The following is a 20,385-nucleotide window of genomic DNA, read 5'->3' as shown; positions in this document are numbered from 1 at the left end:
TATCTGGTAAAAACCAGCGAAAACAGAGTGAACACAGGGCGAAAACCTGGTAATAACGTGTATACGATTCGTTAAAACACTGCACCAGCTCCATTACACGAAATAAGACGCACTCAGTTCGTTAAAATTGAAAAAAAGGGCGTTCCCTAGTCATGAACATGACTTGGAAACGCCCCTTTTTCGTATTCGCTCCTTTTAAGGCTCAATGCCCCAGACCAGGGTACCGCCTTTGTAGAGGGTCACCTTGTTCCAGTCCTGATAGGATGTTTTGGTAGGATCGTAGGAATAATCATTGGTTTCATCAAAGTTACTCCAGTCCATTTTGTACATGCGGAGCTGGATATCCCCCGACTGTCCACCTGCCTGGATCGCGCCTGCTTCAGAAGTGAAGCTCAGCTCCACATAGGAATCGGTGAACGTGCGCTGGATGTTGGCACCACCGACCTGAGCCCAGTCAATTGCAGAGTCCATCGCTGCGGTACCTTCTTTGGAAAAGTAATAACGGATTTTCAGATCACTCAGGTTTACAGCCGTGTTACCTACGTTTTTAATATTGAAATACGGTTTGATTTGGTTATCTGCCGCGTTGGTATCTCCCGCACGATATTGCAGAACCAGATCACTGGTCGGAACAACTACACTTTGTGGTGTTGCAGAAGCTGCGGCAGAATTGACACTTTCCCCGGCAGCGTTCACGGCACTAACCACATAATGATAGGTCGTTCCATTGGTCAGGCCCGTATTTGTGTAGGATGTGCCGCTCACGCCCGCAGCAACCGTAGTGAATGGACCCGATGCACTCAATGCCCGTTTCACATTATAACCTGTCGCTCCTGCCGAAGCCGCCCAGGACAAGCTGATTTGAGCATTGCCTGCCGTAGCTGTCAGCGCTGTTGGTGCGGCAGGAGCGGTCACACCTGCTACTGGTACCGCACTTTTCACTGCCGAATTCGCACTCTCACCAGCAGCATTCACGGCACTAACCACATAATAGTAGGTCGTACCATTGATCAGACCTGTGTTGGCATACGATGTGCTGGTCACGCCCGCAGCAACCGTAGTGAATGGACCCGACGCACTCAAAGCCCGCTTCACGTTATAACTGGTCGCACCTGTGGAGGCTGTCCAGCTCAGAGAAACCTGTGCGTTGCCTGCTGTCGCAGATAGTGTTGCCGGAGCTGCTGGAGCTGTCGTTTCACCCCCTCCACCATTGCTGGCTGGAAGAACAGGGAATGAGTTTTGCACCAGCATGACGAATTGGTCATGGAACCAGTGACCTGACACTGGTGCGTTAGGCAGCGCACCCGTCAATACACCATCACGAGTTGTGAAGGTTGGATCACACATCCGGTCGAAGCCTTTACCTTCGTTGTTCGGAATCTCCGAGCTTGAGCCATCAGACTCCCCTGGAGGTTTGACCCATACATATGCATCCAGATGGGCTGGTCCTGGTGCTGCTTTAGGTGCTTCACCTATTCCTGCTCCGCTATTGTTACACCAGTTCCCCCGGTGATCCCGCTTATCCACACGCCCGGAGTTCACGTACGTGTTAATATCACTGCCTGTGGCAGATGTTGGACGGTTCACCCCGCCCCATCCATTGCGGCTGGTATCAATAAGGAAGCCTGTGCTGGCCGGCCAGCCAGCTTGTACAAATCCGCTATACAGTGCCGCAGTGAAATCGGTTTCGTCAAAGTAAGGATTCCACTCATAAAACTTGGAAGACTTGATCGGTTGTCCGCCGATGTTCAGATCCGGATTAGGCAGATTCGGCTCATTCAGCGGTGTGCTGTTCGCTGTGTTCGTAATGAAGCCATCGGCGCTGTTCAGACCTGCTGCTGTTCCTTGGACAACGTTGGTATACAGCGAGATTGCACCTGTACGGTTGTTATCCCAACCAAGCCAGCCGGAGTGACCAATATCCAGGTAGTTGTACACATTCGGAATGGCATGCAGCTTTTCCAAGGCGTATTTCACGCCAGCTTCATAGATGCCTGTTGAACTCGCCTGGGCACAAGCTGGTGTACTGAGATTAGTTACCAGATTGGGAAGACTGTCCGGCTCAATGATAGCGATGATGCGAATGTCCTGATACTTGGGCTCAGCAAAAATATCGGCGATTACATTGATATAATCATTTTCATACGTCTGCAGGGCAGCCTGTGTTAGTGGAAGTTCGCCATTGGACGCAAACGCATGACAATCCCGTCCAGGCAAGTTGTAGATAACGAATGAAGCGGTAATCGGAGTTCCTGCTTTCTTTTGTGCCAAGGCGGCATCCAGATGCTGCTCCACACTTTTGCGTCCAGCATTGTCTGCTCCACCATTAATGGCGGCAATACGGTCGATCCAGACTGCCGTTGGATAGGATTTGACCGTTTCCATCTTGGCTTTTAACGACGCATCACTGGTGAGAGCGATGGACGTATCCACGAGAGCGGAATAATCCTGGTTTAAATACGCCGTAGCTCCGACAAAGGGATTATCCACATGCGCTTCAGCCGCCTGACTCACTCCTGGAGCCATGCCCGGGAAGATTCCCGCCGCGAGCAGTGTTGCTGCCAGCATTTGTTTTACACTTCTGTGAAGGACCTTTCCGCCTCTCGATAAGGTTTTCGATTTAGTCATTACGGTTCCACCTTTCCTGTAATTGGATTGGGTATATACTCATGTCTGATCCTCTGTGTCGGCAAGATGCTATGCACAGTAGAGAACGTATGGATGAGCTTTAGGAACATCACCTCCATGAATGTAGTTCAATTGGGACAAGCTAGGTCAACAACAATAAGGTGTGAAACAAGAAACAGAAATGGTGTCTTACACTGGGGTTAAGTGACAAAGCAAGGGGATAACATCTGTAGGTGTGTGCGGGTGATCTTTGGTGAACGGCTTTCAAGGCATTGCTCAGACTTGAATAAAGTAAGCGCTTACTTTTAGGGGTTTTAAAAAAGGCTTACCCTCGATACAAACCTCACATCGCGTGTCCACCTCCTTATGAATCGATTATAACCCATGAAAATATTACTGTAAATTGAATTTATTAAAATTTATTATATTTAATTCCATAAATCAGGCAGGAATTCTGAGATGTTCCTCCCCAAGCCATAAGAAAGGCTCATCACGGGCTTATCCCCCGTAATGAGCTATTTCACATGGCATATTCTCATACTTTCTTTTTACGGTAACACCACAACATCTCCCGGTTTCAAGCCGTTCAATACTTCAGTCTTGTCATCTGTCTCTATGCCTGTTTGAATAGTCTGCTGTGCATATTGCCCGTTGCCCTGATCCAGCATCACATATGCCATATCCTGATCCCGCATGACCGCCAGCGTGGGAACGACCGTTGCTTTCTCCTTGCGCAGCGTTTCAATCTTGCCCTCCAGACTTAATCCACCGATCAGCTTGGCGTTTGGCTTCAGATCAATGACAATATCGAATTGGGAAGGCTGCTTCAGATCTGTTTCCGTTCCCTTTTTGGCAAACTTGGAGATTTTGCTGACCTTTCCGGTTAACGGAACCTCCTTATTGCCCGTCATATGTACACTTACAGGCATGCCTGTTTGGATTTTGAATAGCTCCTGCTCGCTAATGGCCGCCACAAATTGTAATTTGCCTGTGTCCACAATGGTACCCACATACTGACCTTCGCTCACCATACGTGTCTTGGTCTCCGTATCGTTCATCAGAAACACACCGGATACCGGCGCGTACACTGTGGATAAACCAATGACCGCTTTCTTGGCCTGAATCTCCTGCTCCTTTACGGCGATGGATTCCTTGTTCATTTCGTTGGTCAGTCGTTTTGTTTCCCGCTCGGCGAAGGCTTTCTTCCGTTCTTCTTCGGTAACCCCTAATTGCTCGGAGCCCTCTCCCTGAGTAAGAACAATCTCATTCAATTGAGCTTCCAGCCTCGATTTCTCAATATCGGTTTCCAACTGCTGCACTTCCGTCTGCAATGCTTTCGAATCAAGCGAGAACATGACGGCTCCCTTGTGAATGGACTCCCCATTCTCCACATTCCACTGCTTTATTTTCGAGGCAAAAGGAGCGTACACATCCGTCTGTTTGGCATAAGCCGACTTGCCTTTGACCTGAATTTCCTGCGTGATTGTCTCCTGTGTGACTTCAAATGTAATGGGCTGCGGAGCCTCGATGGGCGCTTCGGGTACCGGTTTATATTGCTGGTACAGAAAATATCCAGCGCCCGCGAGCAGTCCGATCATGATGATTCTCTTTATCCATTTGCTTATTGCCGAGTTCTTCATTGCCGTATGTCCCTTCGTTAAATCTGTCTGTTAAATCCTTAAATCCCTAAACTGTGCTTTCCTGTATCTCTGCTTTATTTATGCCGATTTAATTACCTGCAACGCATTTGTACGCGAGGCGCTAATCGCCGGATAGATTCCCGAGAGTACTCCGGTCAACACCGCAAACGCTATACCAGCAGGCAGGGCAGACGTCTCAATAACCACTTGGAGAGGTGTGCTTGCCTCCATCGAGATTTGTTCTTGGAGTAGTCCATTTACCCCCTGGATAGCTCCGTAAGCGATGAAGACACCAACAATGCCGCCCAACACCCCAAGTACAGCAGCTTCTGTAATGAACATCTGCCTGATCTGCCACAGATTAGCTCCCAGCACCTTCATGACGCCAATCTGTTTGCGGCGCTGATGTGTGGACATGATCATCGCGACAATAATGGACAGCGAAGCCAGCAGCATGACGAATATCCCAATGCCCATGGCGGCCTTCTGGTACATGCCGAGCTGTTCATTCATCGCCTGCTCCTGATACAGATTGCTGTCTGTCATCAGCGTCAGCTTCTGAATCTGCTCCTGCACTTGTGCCACATACTTCTTGTCCTCTACCTTCACGAGCGCCGAGTTCAACCGTCCTGCTGCCGCGGCCTGTGCCTGACTGCTCTGGAACTGTTCAGCGAGCATACGGGCGGTTTCGAGGGAAACATAGACTTTTTTGTCATACATGGCATTGTTCTCACTCATGCCGCCAGGTAACTGCAGCACACCCGTTACCCGCAAAGGCGAGCTTGTTTTGACTTTGGACGAATCATTCATGTCCTGATATTTCAGGTTAAACTGTGCCTGAAACAGCTCGGTTTGGGTAGACATCAATGCCATGTACTGCTGTAAAAACTCGTCATTAAACGAGTCCTCCATGAGTTTGTTGTTCAGTTCGCGTATCACCTCGGCATCTACAAGTCCGAAGGTTGCACCGTAATTCACAATAGCGGCTCCGCTAATCCCTGATGCCCCGCCTTTGTCAAAACGGTAGCCGAAACGGCTCAATGATCCAAGCTCTGTACCGATGACTTCCACATTGGAGCTTTTGCCATCCAATGTAGCCATCTCCAGCATATCCAGCTTCAGCATCGGAGCAACGGCGACAACATGCGGAAGGCTGGCAATAATATCGATTTTTCGAGCCGTCAATGCTCCGCGTTCGAAGGTGGACGTCTGCCCATTGCTTCCGCCCGAACCGATTCCCTCATTGGGAGATACCGTAATCTCATCCATTTTGTAATTCTCATTTAACGTTTTCTCACCATAGACCTGTACCGACTGCCCCACGCTTAATGCAATAATCATGGCCGCACAGCCGATGGACAGGCCAATCATGCACAGTAGAGTTACCACCTTCCGGCGTACAATCTGTCCCCATGACATTCGCAACACATCCAGAACTCTCACAACCGCTCTCCTTGCTCTACTGCCTTGGACTGGCCACTCTCCACCAAGCATCCGTCCTGCAATGTAATGACAACCTGCATCTGCTCCGCCACTTCAGCCTCATGTGTGACAATAACGAATGTTGTATGCATCTCCCGATTCAGCTGTTGCAAAATGGAAATAATCTCTTCCTCCGTTCGGGTATCCAGGTTCCCGGTAGGCTCGTCCGCGAATATGACGGATGGCTCCGTAATCAGTGAACGCGCAATGCTGACGCGCTGCTGCTGCCCTCCTGATAGCTGGGAAGGGAATAATTCGGACTTGCCGACAAGGCCTACCTGTTCCAGCAGGTGCATCGCCTTTTGCTTACGCCGTGATGGGCGAATGCCCTGAAATACGAGCGGCAGCTCCACATTTTCCCGAATCGTCAGGTTCGCCAGCAGCTCATACGCTTGAAAAATAAAGCCAATATGTGTCCGGCGGAATTCCGCCAGTCGGTTCTCACTCATACGTACAATATCCTGATCTGCAATGAGGATCTTGCCTGTGTCCGGCTTCATCAGACCTGCCATCAGATGCAATAACGTCGACTTGCCTGAACCGGAGCTTCCCAGCAGTGCAACCATCTCTCCCTTGCCCACGGATATGTTAATGTCCTGCAATACGGGAACAGTCCCCTGTGCATTGCGGAATGTGTGTGACACCTGTTCAACTCGCAGCATGAATCCGGCTTCCTCTCTCATCGATGTAATAGAGGTAATTATAGCCATCAGATGTATCGGTCCAATCTGGACTTGTATCCAATTTGTAAAATCAGACTTTAGCTGCTTTAGGATTGAAAGGCCTTCTTTGGATTTATGCAACATGTTCAAATCACAAAAAGGCCCTATGGGTTCAGTCCTTAACATAGCGACTTCATTCCATAGGGCCTAATTTCTGAGCATTCCATATTCACATCTTTACCAAGCTCGGAAGCTAAACCGGTATAACTCGCTTTTTTCCATAGAGCTCCCGACAACAAAGAGATTGCTGTCATTCCATTTCAACTTGATAAAGTAATCGATATTCCGGTAGATAACTGTATCGGACCCCAGCTTGCGGTCATTCAGATAGGCAATGTGCATCTCATTCTTCTGTCCTTCGAGTGTCAAAAAATAAGCAATGCGGGACTCCTCCTCATCCAGATCGAAGCTCCAGATGGGCCCTTTGACCAGCAGCTCAAACTTCTTGGTATCCGCTCGATATCTGTACAATCCCTGTTCGTTGTTGATCATGCCCTGAATCAGCATGTCCCCATTCTTCAAAACTTTAAACTGCTGTATATCCTGGGCAGGAGTGTATGCAGTGATATCATTTTTGTCGTTCAGAGAGAAGCTATAGACGGCGTAATTTTCTTTCAGTTTGACCAGCACATACACCCGAGATAGATCCCGGCTGATCTCATATGAATCGAGCATAATCAGGGTATCATCCGGACTTGAAATGTTGCTCGTCTGTGCGACCTTGGCAACTAACTCATCATAACTGTACAATTCATGTTTCTTTCCCGTATTCAGCTCCACCATGTTGAACACCAGATCATCATATCCGATGTAGGATTCATTGCCTACAAAGACGCGTGAATAGGAGTTGTCATTCTTCAGCTTGTGATGTTCTCCTGTTTTCAAGTCATATTCATAGGTTGTCTTCTGCGCCTGAGTGGATCGGTACTGTGAATAAATCAGCTTGCTCTGATCCGGACTCAGGGTAATGCCATACTCTGTATTCGTGGCGATGTCCTTCAATAGATTATCATCCATATGCAGCTGTGACAGCTTGATCCCGGTATAGGAACGATCCGGCCGATTCAATATCACCGTGTTGGGATCAGCTACCTCAAAATCATAAATGGCAAAGTCATTGGGCAGCTTGGTAGCCGACTCAATCTGAATTGTGCTGCTTGGCGGTGGTGCCAGGCGGCTGTTGAACTGTTTATCCGGCAGAATGACGGTTCTGGGCTTCCCATGTCCAATGCTGAACAGGCTACCAATGCCAAAGATACCTCCGACAAATACAATCAGCAAACCGGATAACATAAGCATATCGCGATGTCTGCTCCAAAATCCTCGTTTCTTCATACGACCGATTCTCCAGGCAGACTGATATTCACCTGTGTTCCCTTGTTCAATATACTCTTCATTTCCACCGTTCCCCCATGCTGCTCCACCGTGTTTTTCACAATTGACAAGCCTAGCCCCGCGCTTCCCTTCTCTGTCCTGTTCATCCCGTTATCCCGGTAAAATGGTTCAAATACATGCTTCAGCGCTTCCTCCGGAATGCCTTCTCCTTCATCACGAATCAGTATGGCTACTGAATCCCCCAGCCGAAACGACTGGACCTGAATGATGGAATTCACATTCCCGTATTTGACCGAGTTATCCAGTACATTCAAAAAAACTTCCTTGAGCTTATTCCAGTCTCCCTGAACATACAGCATTTCTTCCAGCTCATAGCGAATGCCAATATTGTACTTGCCCGCCTTGATGGACATGTCTTCGCAGGCTTCCCGAATAATATTCGATACATTTACCCGTTCAAAGCGATAGGTTTGAATCGGTGTGGACGATACGGTCACTTCCAGGATATCCGCAACCATGACGTTGAGGCGTTGACTCTCATTGATAATATATTTCAACCCTTTATCGAAGAACGCTTGATCCGTAAATCCATTATCCCGCAGAATCTGGGCATACCCCAGTATCGTGGTCAGTGGTGTCTTTAATTCGTGGGTCACATTGTCAAAAAAAACCTTGTTGCGTGCCTGCAAATGCTTGACCTCATCCCGTTCTCTCTCAATCACATCAATCTGCTCCTTTACCCGAGCAATCATGACCGTAAAGCTGGAAGCCAGCTCTCCAATCTCATCCTTCGTTGAGATGTGGATGTCTGCATTCAGGCTGCCTTGTGCTACTTCGGCTGAACGTTTCGTCAGCACACGAATCGGCTTCGTAATCTGGCGTGAAATAAAGACAGAGCCAATGAAAACAAACACAAAAATGACGGCTGCAAAGCCCTTGATAGTGTTCTGAAAGCGCAGATGCCGTTTGAACAGATCCGTATAATCCCTTTCCAGCTGGATAATGCCAAGGATGCTCCCCTCCGACAGCACTGGGAAGGACAGATTCCCTGTTACTCTGCCTTTGTCCACCACGGTTGTATAGGCGATCTTTGATTTCATTGCAGCCTGTAGATCAGAGGTTTGAGCGGCACCCAGCTTCCCCTCCGCACCCACGGTACTAAACGGGGTTCCATCTGACCGATAGACCATGACCTTGCCACCTACCGCGGATCCGATCTGTTCTGCGAGTTCCCGATTCCCTGTTCCCAGGGAGTCCTCACTAATCCGTTTATTATGAATCAGGAAGTATTGATTGAGCGCGATATCCAGATTTTTTTTGGATTGCACCATGTCCTCCTGCACTTCCCTGTACATGTTCTCCTCACCCACTTTATTCGAAATAATGAGCAAGGCCGAAAAACCGATAAATACGATGACCGAGAAAAGAACGACCATCTTGAACTGGATCGTCCACTTCATGTATGCACCTGAATATTCAGTTTGTACCCTACGCCGAAGACCGTCTCGATAAGTGAGATCCCCTGCTCCCCACTATCCAGCTTCTTGCGGATGCGCTGAATATGAATGTCTACCGTCCGTGTATCGCCGGGAAAATCAAATCCCCACACTTTATCCAGCAACTCAGACCTTGTATGTACCTTGCGGTGGTGGTTGACCAAATATAACAGCAGATCATACTCCTTATTGGTCAGTCCAGCGCGTTCCCCATCTTTCCAGACTTCACGCTCATCCTTGCGGATCTCAATATGTCTGCCAAGCCGTACCACTTCATAAGACTGATTCTCCAGCGTCTCGCTAATTAGATCAATCCGGCGGAAAATGGCCCGAATGCGCACAACCACCTCACGAATGTCGAATGGCTTGGTAATATAATCGTCCGCCCCCAGCTCCATGCCGAGCACCTTGTCCAGCATATCGGACTTCGCCGTAATCATAATCACAGGAATCTTCGAATTCACGGAAAGCTGTCTGCATACATCGAACCCGCTCATATCGGGCAGCATCAGGTCGAGCAGGATCAAGTCTGGTCTGGACTCTCTGAGCAGATCGAGGCCCTCTCTGCCTGTTGCTGCTTCGGTCATCTCAAATCCTTCCTTGCGCAAAGAATAGGACAGGATGTCGCGAATGGACTCTTCGTCCTCAATAATCAAAATCTGTTTCGGTCTCATGATGAATCTTAATCTCCCTGCTCTATGAATTTCATCTGCCTTATATTTTGTATCTCTGCTCCATGATTGAACAGAGGTTCGCGGAAAATGTTACAACTCGGATACAAGTCTGGCGTCTTTGGAAACATCATCCCGATATACTATGGAACATAGAGAACAAACCAGACCGGAAAAGGCCAGATCGGTATCCAAAGGGGAAAACATCACGTGAACAATACAACCATTCATGATGCTTATGTAAACTATAAATCAGAAGTGACACGGTATCTATCTCAGATCGTCAAAAATCCACAGGATGCAGAGGATCTCACGCAGGAGTGCTTCATTCGAATGATGAATGTATCGGCAGATATTCCGGAAGAACGACTTCTCTACTATCTCAAAAGAATTGCCCGTAACCTTGCCATGGATACATTCCGCAAGCGAACCCGTACACTGAAGCGGGACAGTAAGTTGGAGATGCAGACCTATCACTGTGATACATCCGAGTTGGAAATCTCCGAAGGTGTTAACGACCTTGTGTCGATCATCAACAATACAGAGCATCGCAAAATTCTTGAATTACGCGTGATTCACGGATACAGCATCAAGGAAACCGCACAGCTCGTTAACCGCAGTGAAGGTATGATCAAATCCTCGGTATTCCATGCCGTCAATCGTATTCGGGCCAAAGTCATCTCATAAGAGATGGCTTTTTTCATGAGCAGAAATGACGTGAAATCAACATCTGATGTTAGAAAGTATCAAAATTTGTTCTATGGAGCATGACAAAGGACTCATTTTTACAAAAGTCGAGTTCGTTTTTACAAATTGTTATGACTATGTGAGATTTTGGTGTGTTAGAATATGGACGAACTCATGTTTTAACTAATATTTGGGAGGGATTTGGTTGGGTAAATTGACACGTATGCGAGGAGTATGGGTAAAATCACTCCTGGCATTGTCCATGGCATTGCCGCTTCAGATCGGATTGTGGAATGGAGATGCAACGGTTCAAGCCGAATGGGCAACAGACCCTGCACCGTTCATTCAGGCAAAGGTTGTTAATGGAAATGCAGGCAAAAAAGTATTGTTCGACAATACTCATGCACAGACAGCCGGAGCGGCTGACTGGGTCATTGACGGAGGCTTCTCTGACTTCGGCAATGCACTTGCGAACGATGGATATGATGTAAAGGAACTGCGCAAGACGACTCCTTTTACCTATGACGATCTGAAAGAATATAACGTGTTTGTCATTGCTGAACCCAATGTTCCCTTCAAAACGACAGAACAGGCTGCCTTGAAAGAGTATGTAGAAAAAGGCGGCAGCATCTTCTTCATTGGAGATCACTACAATGCTGACCGTAACAAAAACCGCTGGGACGGTTCTGAAGCGATCAACGGCTATCGTCGTGGCGCATTCGATGATCCAGCCAAAGGCATGAGCACAGAGGAGCGTAACTCTGAAGCTATGCAAAATGTAACCAGCACGGACTGGCTATCCGATAATTTCGGAGTACGCTTCCGTTACAACGCATTAGGCGATATTAACGCCACTAACATTGTGCCTGCTGGACAGGCATTTGGCATTACGGAAGGTGTATCTGCTGTAGCCATGCACGCAGGTTCTACACTTGCGATCACCGATCCGACAAAGGCTAAAGGTATTGTATACCTGCCGAAAACGAATGCAGCTTGGCCAAACGCTGTTGACCAAGGCGTATACAATGGAGGTGGAGTTGAGGAAGGTCCTTACGTAGCCGTATCCAAGCTGGGTGCAGGTAAAGCAGCGTTTATCGGGGATTCCTCTCCGGTTGAAGATGCTTCACCGAAGTATCTGCGCGAAGAGACTGGCGCTCGCAAAACAACGTATGACGGCTTCAAAGAAGTTGATGACGGCAAATTGCTGGTCAATACGGTTAACTGGCTTGCTAATCAAGAAAATTACACTAGCTTGACTCAAGTGAACGGACTTCAACTGGATAATGCAACAGCATTACTTCCGTTCGAACAACCTGCTGCTTCCACAGAACCACAGGCTGAACCTTGGGCCGCACCAGCTGCAGGATACAAGTGGTATGATCGTTCCACGTTCAAAGCAGGTTCTTATGGTGGACCAGCTTCAAGCGCGAACGCTTCCTACAGCTTCGTGAAGCAGGAAACCCTGCCAAATGCGGAGGATTTCCAGATCCGTGTGGTTGTAGAGAACATGCCTGCTAACACAACCGTTTCCGGTTACAGTGCAGGGATTTATCTGACTGGTGGAACACAGGTCGCCATGATTCAGAATGAAGGTGGTACATGGCCGACTTCGTACGGTTATAGCTCCAACTTTAGCGTAACTTCCGACAGCAAAGGTCGCGCAATCAAGGACCTGAATGTCCGCATTAAATCAGGTACAACGGGCGCTGCCAGCCTGCGTCTGCGTCTGAACGGCAGCAACCTGATCACGACTGCAGTTACAGTCGGCAATGTTCCGGCTGAGCAGCTTCCGGAAGAAGAAGGACCAATCCCGGCAACAATCAGCATTGCTGATGCACGCACCAAAGCAGCTGGTTCAACGGTTACGGTTGAGGGTGTAGTTACTACAGAGCCAGGTGCTTTTGGTGGACAATCCTTCTATCTTCAAGACACAACCGGCGGCCTTTATGTTTTCCAAAGTACTGGCGGCTTCCACGCTGGAGATGTGGTTAAAGTAACTGCAGCAACGGCGCTGTACAACAGTGAATTTGAGCTTACGGATATCGTAGCGATCGAGAAAACAGGTACAGCCTCCATCCCTGCTGCCATCGAGGTTCCAGCAGTAACGGCTGCAAACCAGGGTCAACTCGTTCAATTGAAAGAAGTAACTGTTCAGAACATCATTAGTGCAACACCGATAGGTTCGTTTGAATTCGATGCGGTTGCAGCGGACGGAACAAGCACGCATGTACGTGTCGATACACGCACAGGTGTAACGCAAACGATCTTCCCTTATGCAGCAGGCGATAAAATCAGCGTGACAGGTGTTGCCGCTATTTTCAAAGATGTATTTCAACTGAAGCCTAGAAGCTTGAACGATTTCGTAAAAGTTGAAGAAGGCGGCGAAGAAGGACCTTCTACGCCAGCTGTTGGGGCACCAGGTAAACCGGCGCTTACATCCAACAATGGTTACAGCAACGGTCTGTCTGAAGGATCTTATACTGTTACTATGAACCTCTGGTGGGGTGACAATGGCACAAGCTATAAACTGTATGAAGATGGCGTGCTGATTGACACACAAAAGCTGACAGACGCTACACCAGCGGCGCAATCGGCCCAAACTACGATTAATGGCAAAGCTAACGGTACTTACACCTATGTAGCTGAGCTGACGAACTCTAAGGGGACAACTCGAAGTGAAGTACTCACGGTACAAGTTGCGAATGCTGCCCCTGGCAAAGCAGTTCTCTCCCAAGACAATTGGGATGGGGATGGCAACTACAAAGTGACGATGAATCTGTGGTGGGGAACAAATGCATCAGAATACCGTCTCTATGAGAATGGTCAACTGATCGATACCAAAGCACTGAACGCAGTAACACCTAATGCACAAAGCGCTGTGACAGATGTATCTGGTCACGCGAATGGAACGTACACGTATCGCGCCGAGCTGATCAATGCAGCGGGTGTGACAAGCACTGAAACGATTACGGTACAAGTAACGAAATCCGCTGTATCTTTGCCAGCAGCAAGCTAAGAAAAATGAAGAAAACCGAAACTCACACAGCCTGATCTAAGGGGCTGCGTAGTTTCGGTTTTTTGATTACATCACAAGTTCAGATGTAACAGGACCAATGTAATCAAGGTTCGTCAGGGCAGTTAAGGAATCTCACTTTGATTTTAAATACTCAAGTAGCCACTCAGATAAACATGAAATGGCGCGCGCGTGTAATGAAGTTTACATTTGATGATCCCAGCCGTGTTTATGTACGTTTCTATAACACCCTTATCTTGCTCCAAACTAACTAACTAACTAACCAAATAAATCCACGAAAAAACGATAAGATAAAAGGATATATGATTGTATTCATAATTACATATTGTTTTTTCCTGTTGAGAAAATACACGGCGAAAACAAACGGCAGAAGCGTTAATGACATATTCAAAATGGTCTTTCCTTTTGCTGGTCCGTCAAAAATAATAAATCCTTCTCCCGCAGTTAACATAAGCACAATAGAATAATTCAGAAAAATCACTCCCCCGCAAACACTCAATATCCCCACCACAATAAGAAAAACAATCCGTAAAATCATGTAAACCTCCTTTCGTTAAAATATCGGTATCATGTACTAATAAGTGAATAATAAATTAGCACCATAGTAGTAATACATCGTTGTAATTTTATTTCTCTGCGGTGAGATACCTTCATTACCTAGTGCAGTGCAGATCTTTCAAACCCACTGAAAGATGAATCGGACCTGAACGTATTTGTAGCAAGCAAGCGCTAGCGCTAACGAATCTGAAGCGTCTTATTCAAGGATTTGAAGTGACCACAAAAATCTAAGGAACCTGAGACGCGCTATACCAGAATAAACAGCCGATTGCAGCGTTTTTGTCAGTGATTTAAAGAAATAACGTGTCTGATGTTCCTTAGTTTTCAAAAAGAGTACTTGAAGGTGAAATAAGACGTCCTGTGTTCCTTAGAAAATCGTCTACCATTCGCCAACATAATCCGGCTTGGTATTTAATATTTTCAGAAGCCAATCTCCACCATCATAATATCGCTTGACTGAATTTGAAGAATCACCCTCATCCAAAATAAAATTTTAAAAAAGACTATTCATGCCATGTATCTTGGCACTGAATAGTCCTTTGGTATCCATAATTCAATATATTTTAGTCTCTATACCAGCTTCTTGCGAATGTATCCCGAGATGAGATCAATGATCGTGATCATCACGATAATACCCAGCAAGATAATCCCTACTCGCGGCCAGTTCCGAGTGCTGAGTGCAAAGATCAGCGGTGTACCGATCCCCCCTGCCCCGATAACCCCCAGAATGGTTGCGGAACGCACATTAATCTCGAACCGATACAACGTGTAGTTAAGGAATCCAGGCAAAACCTGTGGCAGTACAGCAAACCACAGCTGCTGCATACGAGTCGCCCCAGAAGCGAGCAACGCTTCAGAAGGACCATAATCAATATTTTCCACTTCATCAGCGAACAGTTTACCTAGCATCCCGATGGAATGAAGTCCAAGGGCGAGTACACCCGCGAAGGAACCCGGACCCACCGCCTTGATAAACAGCAAAGCCATAATAATCTCCGGGAACGTACGGATAAAGCTGAGCACCATTTTGCCCGTACCCGATACAGGACGGAAGCTGCTCATATTTCGGGCAGACCAGAACGCAAACGGGATACACAGTACAGCGGAGATGACGGTACCCAGCACGGAGATCGCCAGCGTATCCAGCAATCCTCGCAGCAAATCTTCACCCTCAGGCAGATAAACAAAATCCCAATCCGGGGAGAAAATCCCGGCGACAATTGCCTTCATGATCTGACCAGCCGTTTCCTTCAAACCGGTAAACGGTACACCGGCAAGTGCCCAAGCGTACACAAGTATAAGCAAGATTACAATGACCCAGCGAAGCGGGTTCTTCCGTGGTTTGCGCCGGATTACGCTTGTTTCATTTTTCATCATAACAATTTCTCCCGCAGCTTAGTACTTACATAATCAATGATCAGAACAATGACAAGGGTAAACAGAATGATTACACTCGTTTTGTCATATTCCAGGAATCCAAGTGTTGCTTCATAATACAGTCCGATGCCCCCTGCACCCACCAATCCGAGAATCGCAGCGGCACGTACATTAATCTCAAAGGCATACAGTACATAGGAAGTAAACTGGGCGGCCAGTTGTGGCACCACGCCATAAATAATCAGTTGAATGCGGTTCATGCCGACAGCCGTCATCGCTTCTAACGGGCCCTGATCAATCGTTTCCAGCGTTTCGTAGGTCAGCTTGGCAATCAGTCCCACCGAGAAGACGGCGAGTGCCAATATACCAGGAATCGGCCCCAGTCCAAACACAGCAACAAACAGCGCCGCCAGCAGCAGGTCAGGCACGGTACGGATCAGATTCAGCACAAAGCGGGCTGGATAGTAGATCCAACGGCTAGGCATTAAGTTGCCTGCACAGATGATCGAGACTGGAATTGCGATGATCGCACCGATCGTTGTACCGATGAGAGCCATACGGATCGTCTCCAGCATGCCCTGAACGATGTTGTCAAAGTAACTCCACCGCGGCGGGAACATCTCACGCAGCAAATCCAGCATGTTGGGTAAACCTTCAAACAGCTCACTGAAGCTGGCATCGGTCTGTCTCGCACTTGCCCACAAAAGCAGCAGAATGATGACAAGCGTGAGCAGATGTTTGGTACGCCCCGGTGGTTTGGGACGGTGGACAACCGAACCTGAACCTGTGCCAGGACGCTTTCCCTTTCCTGATTCATTCTGCAATGATCCATCCATCGATACGTTTACGGGTTGCTTCATACCAGAACTTCTCCCCGCTGTTCCTGTACAGCCTGTTTATCCAGCAGCTCGTCTGCCAGAATAGGTCTGCCATAAATTTCGGCAAAACGCTCATCCGTTGCCTCAGATACCGGACCATCAAACACCACTTCGCCTGCACGCAATCCCACAATACGGGTCGCATACTCTCTGGCAAGGTCGATAAAGTGAAGGTTAACGATGGTTGTAATGCCGAGATCCTGGTTAATGCGTTTCAGATCATCCATAACCTGTTTCGTTGTTAGTGGATCGAGTGAAGCGACAGGCTCGTCTGCCAGAATGATTTTGGCTTCCTGTGCAAGCACTCGGGCTATCGCCACCCGTTGCTGCTGCCCACCGGACAACTGGTCCGCACGGGAATAGGCTTTTTCTGCGATATTTACGCGTTCCAGTGCTCCAAATGCGAGTTCTGTATCTTCTTTTGGAAAACGACCCAGAATGGTACGCATCGTGGAATGATAACCCACACGTCCAGCAAGCACGTTACGAAGTACACTGGAACGTTTCACGAGGTTGAAGCTCTGGAAGATCATGCCGATATCCCGGCGAATCATGCGAAGTGACTTGCCATGAGCTTTCGTGATCGACTTGCCATTAATCAAAATTTCACCGTCACTGATATCATGAAGTCGGTTAATGGAACGCAGAAGCGTCGATTTTCCCGCACCAGACAAACCAACTACGGCAATGAATTCCCCTTGTTTAAATTTCAGATTAATATTATTCAGGCCCTTGGTCCCGTTAGCGTATGTTTTCGTTACATTGTGAAGCTCAATCATGGCAGTAATCCTTCTTTCATTAATATGGTATTTCGCAGGGTCACGCTGTAATGGGACAAGCCAGCGCAGCGTATGTCACGCTGAACTGGCCTGCCCGCTAATACGATGAAGTTATCCAATGAAAAGATAATCAATGCAATGCGATCATTAACGATCTTTCTTTTGATAGAAAACTACTCGGTTTTTACTTTTTCGTTGTATTGACGAACGATATCAAACTTACTGTCATCAGACTCTACATAACCTTCGTGTGTGTAGATTTCTTTGATGATTTCGTGACCTTGTGGATCTTTACCGATGTCGATGAACGCTTGTTTGATCTTCGCTGTCCAATCTGCATTCATGTCTGTACGTACTGTGATGGTATCGTTAGGAATTGGCTCAGTGAACGCCAGTACACGAGTATCTTCAAATACAGTCGGGTAGTCTTTCGCTACAGTATTACGAGCATCCTGGAAAATCGCTGCGGCATCAACGTCGCCGTTCAGCACTGCCAGCACGCCTTGGTCATGGCCTTTAACCGTGATTGCCTGTACATCTTTTAAAGGGTCAATGCCTCTGTCCAACAACAGGGCTGCCGGCCATACATAACCTGCAGAAGAAGTTACGTTCTGGTAAGCGATTTTTTTGCCTTTCAGATCCTCAACGGATTGGATCGGCGAATCTTTTTTCACAATAATCATGGATTTATACGAATCTGCCAGTTGCTCGGTAGGAGCGCCAGTCTCATCATTTACACCAAAACGTTGTGCCTGAAGAATAACTTCAGCTGCGCCTTTTTCTTTGGCAAGTACATAAGCCGTCGGAGGCAGGAAACCTACGTCCACTTTATTGGAAGCCATTGCTTCAATAATTGTGTTGTAGTCTGTGGATACGCTGACCTTCACCGGGATACCCAATTTGTCACCCAGCAGCTTCTCGAGCGGTTTTGCTTTAGCTTCGAGTGTATCTGCATTTTGTGATGGAACGAATTGTACAGTCAGCTCAGTCGGCACATAACCTTCAGCGGCTTTGTCTGTCTTTGCCGTGTCAGCACTGGATGAATTCGAGCTCGTATTAGCCCCGTTAGCCGAACCTGTTGTACTACTGTTAGACCCACAAGCACTTAGAAACAGAACCAAAATCAACAATGGTAAAAATAAAGCAGACTTCTTCAAGCGAACACCCTCCAAAGAGTTTCTATTTTTCATTACTTGTCTACTATAGTCGTCAATTATTTGCGCGATGTGAAACGAAATTTGGAGTTTTGTAAAGTTTCCTGTCAGGCTGTCAGAGCGACTTTGATCTGTTAGAATAGCCTCATTACGGTTGATAATACAAGTAGAAATGGTGAATTCCCTTGTACTCTGCCGCCAGAATGACCTGTGATTTGATATGTTTAAACTTATATATTTAGAGGAGATTGTAAAATGACATCCATAACAACTACGTCAAGCTTCGACATCATGGTAACCAGTGATCTGCATGGGGCCATTCGTCCCATACATTACAATACCAATGCATATCGTCCAGCCGGACTTGCTTTGCTAGCTTCGCTGATCCGGCGTGAACGGAAGCGTTCACCCGAACTGCTGCTCGTGGATAACGGTGATCTGTTGCAGGGTTCCCCTTTGGCCTCGTATGCTGCGTCCTTTGTTTCAGATCACGAAGTGCATCCCTTCATTAATGTCCTGAATGAACTGGGCTATGATGCTGCCGTGATGGGCAATCATGAATTCAACTACGGTCAGGACTTGCTGCGTAAAGCAGTTGAAGATTCCCATTTCCCTTGGCTATCCGCAAATATTGTTAATGGAGGAAAGCATGACGATGAGGTACCACACACTGCACCTACTGGAGCAGCCATTCCCGCATTCGGTCCTCCCTATCTGATCAAAACCTTGTCTTCGGGTGTTAAAATTGCTTTGCTGGGCGCAACGACGCACTATATTCCGAACTGGGAGCATCCAAAAAATATAGAAGGTTTACTGTTCCTCGATGCTTTGGAGACTATTCGTGCATGGGTTGGCTATATTCGTGAACATGAACAGCCGGATGTGCTCGTTGTCAGTTATCATGGTGGTTTTGAGAGTGATCTGGAGACAGGCGAACCTGCCGAGCGGTTAACCGGAGAAAATCAGGCGTACGCCATCTGTCGTGACATTGCAGGGATTGACGTTCTGCTCACCGGGCATCAACATCGTCAGCTTACCGCTGACATTCATGGAGTGACCGTAATCCAGCCTGGGTTTAGTGGGAACGGGGCCGGTCATGTATCTGTCCAGTTGGAGCGGTTATCGAATGGAAAGTGGCAGATTGCAGGAAAACAGGCTCGCTTGTTGCTCTTGGATGAAAATAGTGATGTACAGCCCGATGCGGCTGTTATGAAACTGACGGACGAGTTGGAAGCAAAAGCACAGGCATGGCTGGACCAGCCGATTGGCGAGGTAGCCGGAGACTTGTCCATCACCGATTCTGCCGCACTGCGGCTCGCGGCGCATCCCTTCATTGCTTTTGTACATCAGGTGCAGATGGAAGCAACGGGAGCTCAAATCTCCAATACCGCATTACTCAGCGAAGAAGCCCGTGGGTTCGGTTCCCTCATTACCGTCCGGGATGTGTTGTCCAACTTTATCTATCCCAATACACTAACGGTGCTGGAGCTTCGTGGTCAGGACATTCGGGATGCATTAGAGCAAACGGCGCGTTACTTTGAAGTGGAGGCTTCGGGCGAAGTTGTCGTCAATCCTGCTTACATGCAGCCGAAACCACAGCATTATAATTATGACATGTGGGCGGGCGTCGAATATGAGCTGGATATCTCCAAACCTGTGGGAAGTCGTGTGGTGAAGCTGGAACGTGAGGGCATACCTGTTGCAATGGACGCGACGTACTCTGTAGTGATGAACAGTTATCGCGCAGCAGGTGGCGGCGATTATGCGATGTATCCAGGCAAAAGGGTACTTCACGAAGGCGCCACGGATATGGCGGCACTGGTGGAGGATTATATTCGCAGACATCAACCACTTACAGTGGAGCAGGCGAATAACTGGCGGGTTGTTGGATCGTGTGAGTAATTACTGTAATGGAAAGAAGTAAAATCATTACCCTAAGTCGTA

15 protein-coding genes are annotated in these 20,385 nt (G+C 47.7%); 3 read left to right on the top strand and 12 right to left on the bottom strand.

All coding sequences use genetic code 11. The features are described from left to right. Positions 1-195 precede the first annotated feature (195 nt). The 7 genes from ACDJ58_RS03915 to ACDJ58_RS03885 all read right to left on the bottom strand — a co-directional run bounded on the left by ACDJ58_RS03915 (position 196) and on the right by ACDJ58_RS03885 (position 9,977). Positions 196-2,628 carry a glycoside hydrolase family 6 protein gene (locus tag ACDJ58_RS03915; protein WP_413375681.1) on the bottom strand — a complete coding sequence of 811 codons (2,433 nt, stop codon included), beginning with the start codon at positions 2,626-2,628 and terminating at the stop codon, positions 196-198. Between the two features lie 548 nt (positions 2,629-3,176). Continuing rightward, positions 3,177-4,268 carry an efflux RND transporter periplasmic adaptor subunit gene (locus tag ACDJ58_RS03910; protein WP_413375679.1) on the bottom strand — a complete coding sequence of 364 codons (1,092 nt, stop codon included), beginning with the start codon at positions 4,266-4,268 and terminating at the stop codon, positions 3,177-3,179. A 78-nt stretch (positions 4,269-4,346) separates the two neighbouring features. Continuing rightward, the gene (locus tag ACDJ58_RS03905; RefSeq protein ID WP_413375678.1) at positions 4,347-5,711 is read right to left on the bottom strand and encodes an ABC transporter permease; all 1,365 of its coding nucleotides are present in this window, start codon (positions 5,709-5,711) and stop codon (positions 4,347-4,349) included. Continuing rightward, complete coding sequence (locus ACDJ58_RS03900) at positions 5,708-6,412, bottom strand: ABC transporter ATP-binding protein (RefSeq protein ID WP_413375676.1); 705 nt, start codon at positions 6,410-6,412, stop codon at positions 5,708-5,710. Before ACDJ58_RS03900 ends, ACDJ58_RS03905 begins: the two co-directional genes overlap by 4 nt. 237 nt (positions 6,413-6,649) lie before the next feature. Beyond that, the gene (locus ACDJ58_RS03895) at positions 6,650-7,807 is read right to left on the bottom strand and encodes a hypothetical protein (RefSeq protein ID WP_413375674.1); all 1,158 of its coding nucleotides are present in this window, start codon (positions 7,805-7,807) and stop codon (positions 6,650-6,652) included. Beyond that, entirely contained in the window at positions 7,804-9,267 is a 1,464-nt protein-coding gene (locus tag ACDJ58_RS03890) for an ATP-binding protein (RefSeq protein WP_413375672.1), read from the bottom strand. Before ACDJ58_RS03890 ends, ACDJ58_RS03895 begins: the two co-directional genes overlap by 4 nt. After that, positions 9,264-9,977: a response regulator transcription factor gene (locus tag ACDJ58_RS03885; protein ID WP_024628875.1), complete on the bottom strand. Its 714-nt coding sequence runs from the start codon at positions 9,975-9,977 to the stop codon at positions 9,264-9,266. The genes ACDJ58_RS03890 and ACDJ58_RS03885 overlap by 4 nt, the downstream gene beginning before the upstream one ends. A 207-nt stretch (positions 9,978-10,184) precedes the next feature. On the opposite strand from ACDJ58_RS03885, the gene ACDJ58_RS03880 reads away from it, so the two are divergent. Both ACDJ58_RS03880 and ACDJ58_RS03875 read left to right on the top strand, forming a co-directional pair. Next, positions 10,185-10,661, top strand: coding sequence for an RNA polymerase sigma factor (locus ACDJ58_RS03880; RefSeq protein WP_413375670.1), 477 nt, complete (start codon positions 10,185-10,187; stop codon positions 10,659-10,661). A 205-nt stretch (positions 10,662-10,866) separates the two neighbouring features. Further along, positions 10,867-13,677 (top strand): chitinase N-terminal domain-containing protein, encoded by a 2,811-nt coding sequence (locus tag ACDJ58_RS03875; RefSeq protein ID WP_413375668.1) that lies wholly within the window; start codon positions 10,867-10,869, stop codon positions 13,675-13,677. A gap of 268 nt (positions 13,678-13,945) precedes the next feature. On the opposite strand, the gene ACDJ58_RS03870 is transcribed toward ACDJ58_RS03875, so the two are convergent. The 5 genes from ACDJ58_RS03870 to ACDJ58_RS03850 all read right to left on the bottom strand — a co-directional run bounded on the left by ACDJ58_RS03870 (position 13,946) and on the right by ACDJ58_RS03850 (position 18,477). Next, entirely contained in the window at positions 13,946-14,233 is a 288-nt protein-coding gene (locus ACDJ58_RS03870) for a hypothetical protein (protein WP_413375666.1), read from the bottom strand. Positions 14,234-14,823: 590 nt separating this feature from the next. Next, entirely contained in the window at positions 14,824-15,630 is an 807-nt protein-coding gene (gene phnE, locus ACDJ58_RS03865; protein WP_063565946.1) for a phosphonate ABC transporter, permease protein PhnE, read from the bottom strand. Beyond that, the gene (gene phnE / locus ACDJ58_RS03860) at positions 15,627-16,490 is read right to left on the bottom strand and encodes a phosphonate ABC transporter, permease protein PhnE (RefSeq protein ID WP_413375663.1); all 864 of its coding nucleotides are present in this window, start codon (positions 16,488-16,490) and stop codon (positions 15,627-15,629) included. Before phnE (ACDJ58_RS03860) ends, phnE (ACDJ58_RS03865) begins: the two co-directional genes overlap by 4 nt. After that, positions 16,487-17,287 carry a phosphonate ABC transporter ATP-binding protein gene (phnC, locus tag ACDJ58_RS03855; RefSeq protein WP_063565947.1) on the bottom strand — a complete coding sequence of 267 codons (801 nt, stop codon included), beginning with the start codon at positions 17,285-17,287 and terminating at the stop codon, positions 16,487-16,489. Before phnC ends, phnE (ACDJ58_RS03860) begins: the two co-directional genes overlap by 4 nt. 173 nt (positions 17,288-17,460) lie before the next feature. Next, the gene (locus tag ACDJ58_RS03850; RefSeq protein ID WP_413375661.1) at positions 17,461-18,477 is read right to left on the bottom strand and encodes a phosphate/phosphite/phosphonate ABC transporter substrate-binding protein; all 1,017 of its coding nucleotides are present in this window, start codon (positions 18,475-18,477) and stop codon (positions 17,461-17,463) included. Positions 18,478-18,696: 219 nt separating this feature from the next. Between ACDJ58_RS03850 and ACDJ58_RS03845 the strand changes: the two genes are divergently transcribed. After that, a complete protein-coding gene (locus ACDJ58_RS03845; protein ID WP_413375659.1) occupies positions 18,697-20,343 on the top strand; it encodes a bifunctional metallophosphatase/5'-nucleotidase in 1,647 nt (548 codons plus the stop codon). The last annotated feature ends 42 nt before the right edge of the window (positions 20,344-20,385 follow it).

It is taken from the genome of Paenibacillus taichungensis (assembly GCF_047302525.1).
In the GTDB taxonomy this organism is placed as follows: Bacteria; Bacillota; Bacilli; order Paenibacillales; family Paenibacillaceae; genus Paenibacillus; species Paenibacillus taichungensis_B.
The sequence above is the reverse complement of the archived record's forward strand: the minus strand, read 5'-3'. Positions and strand labels throughout refer to the sequence as shown.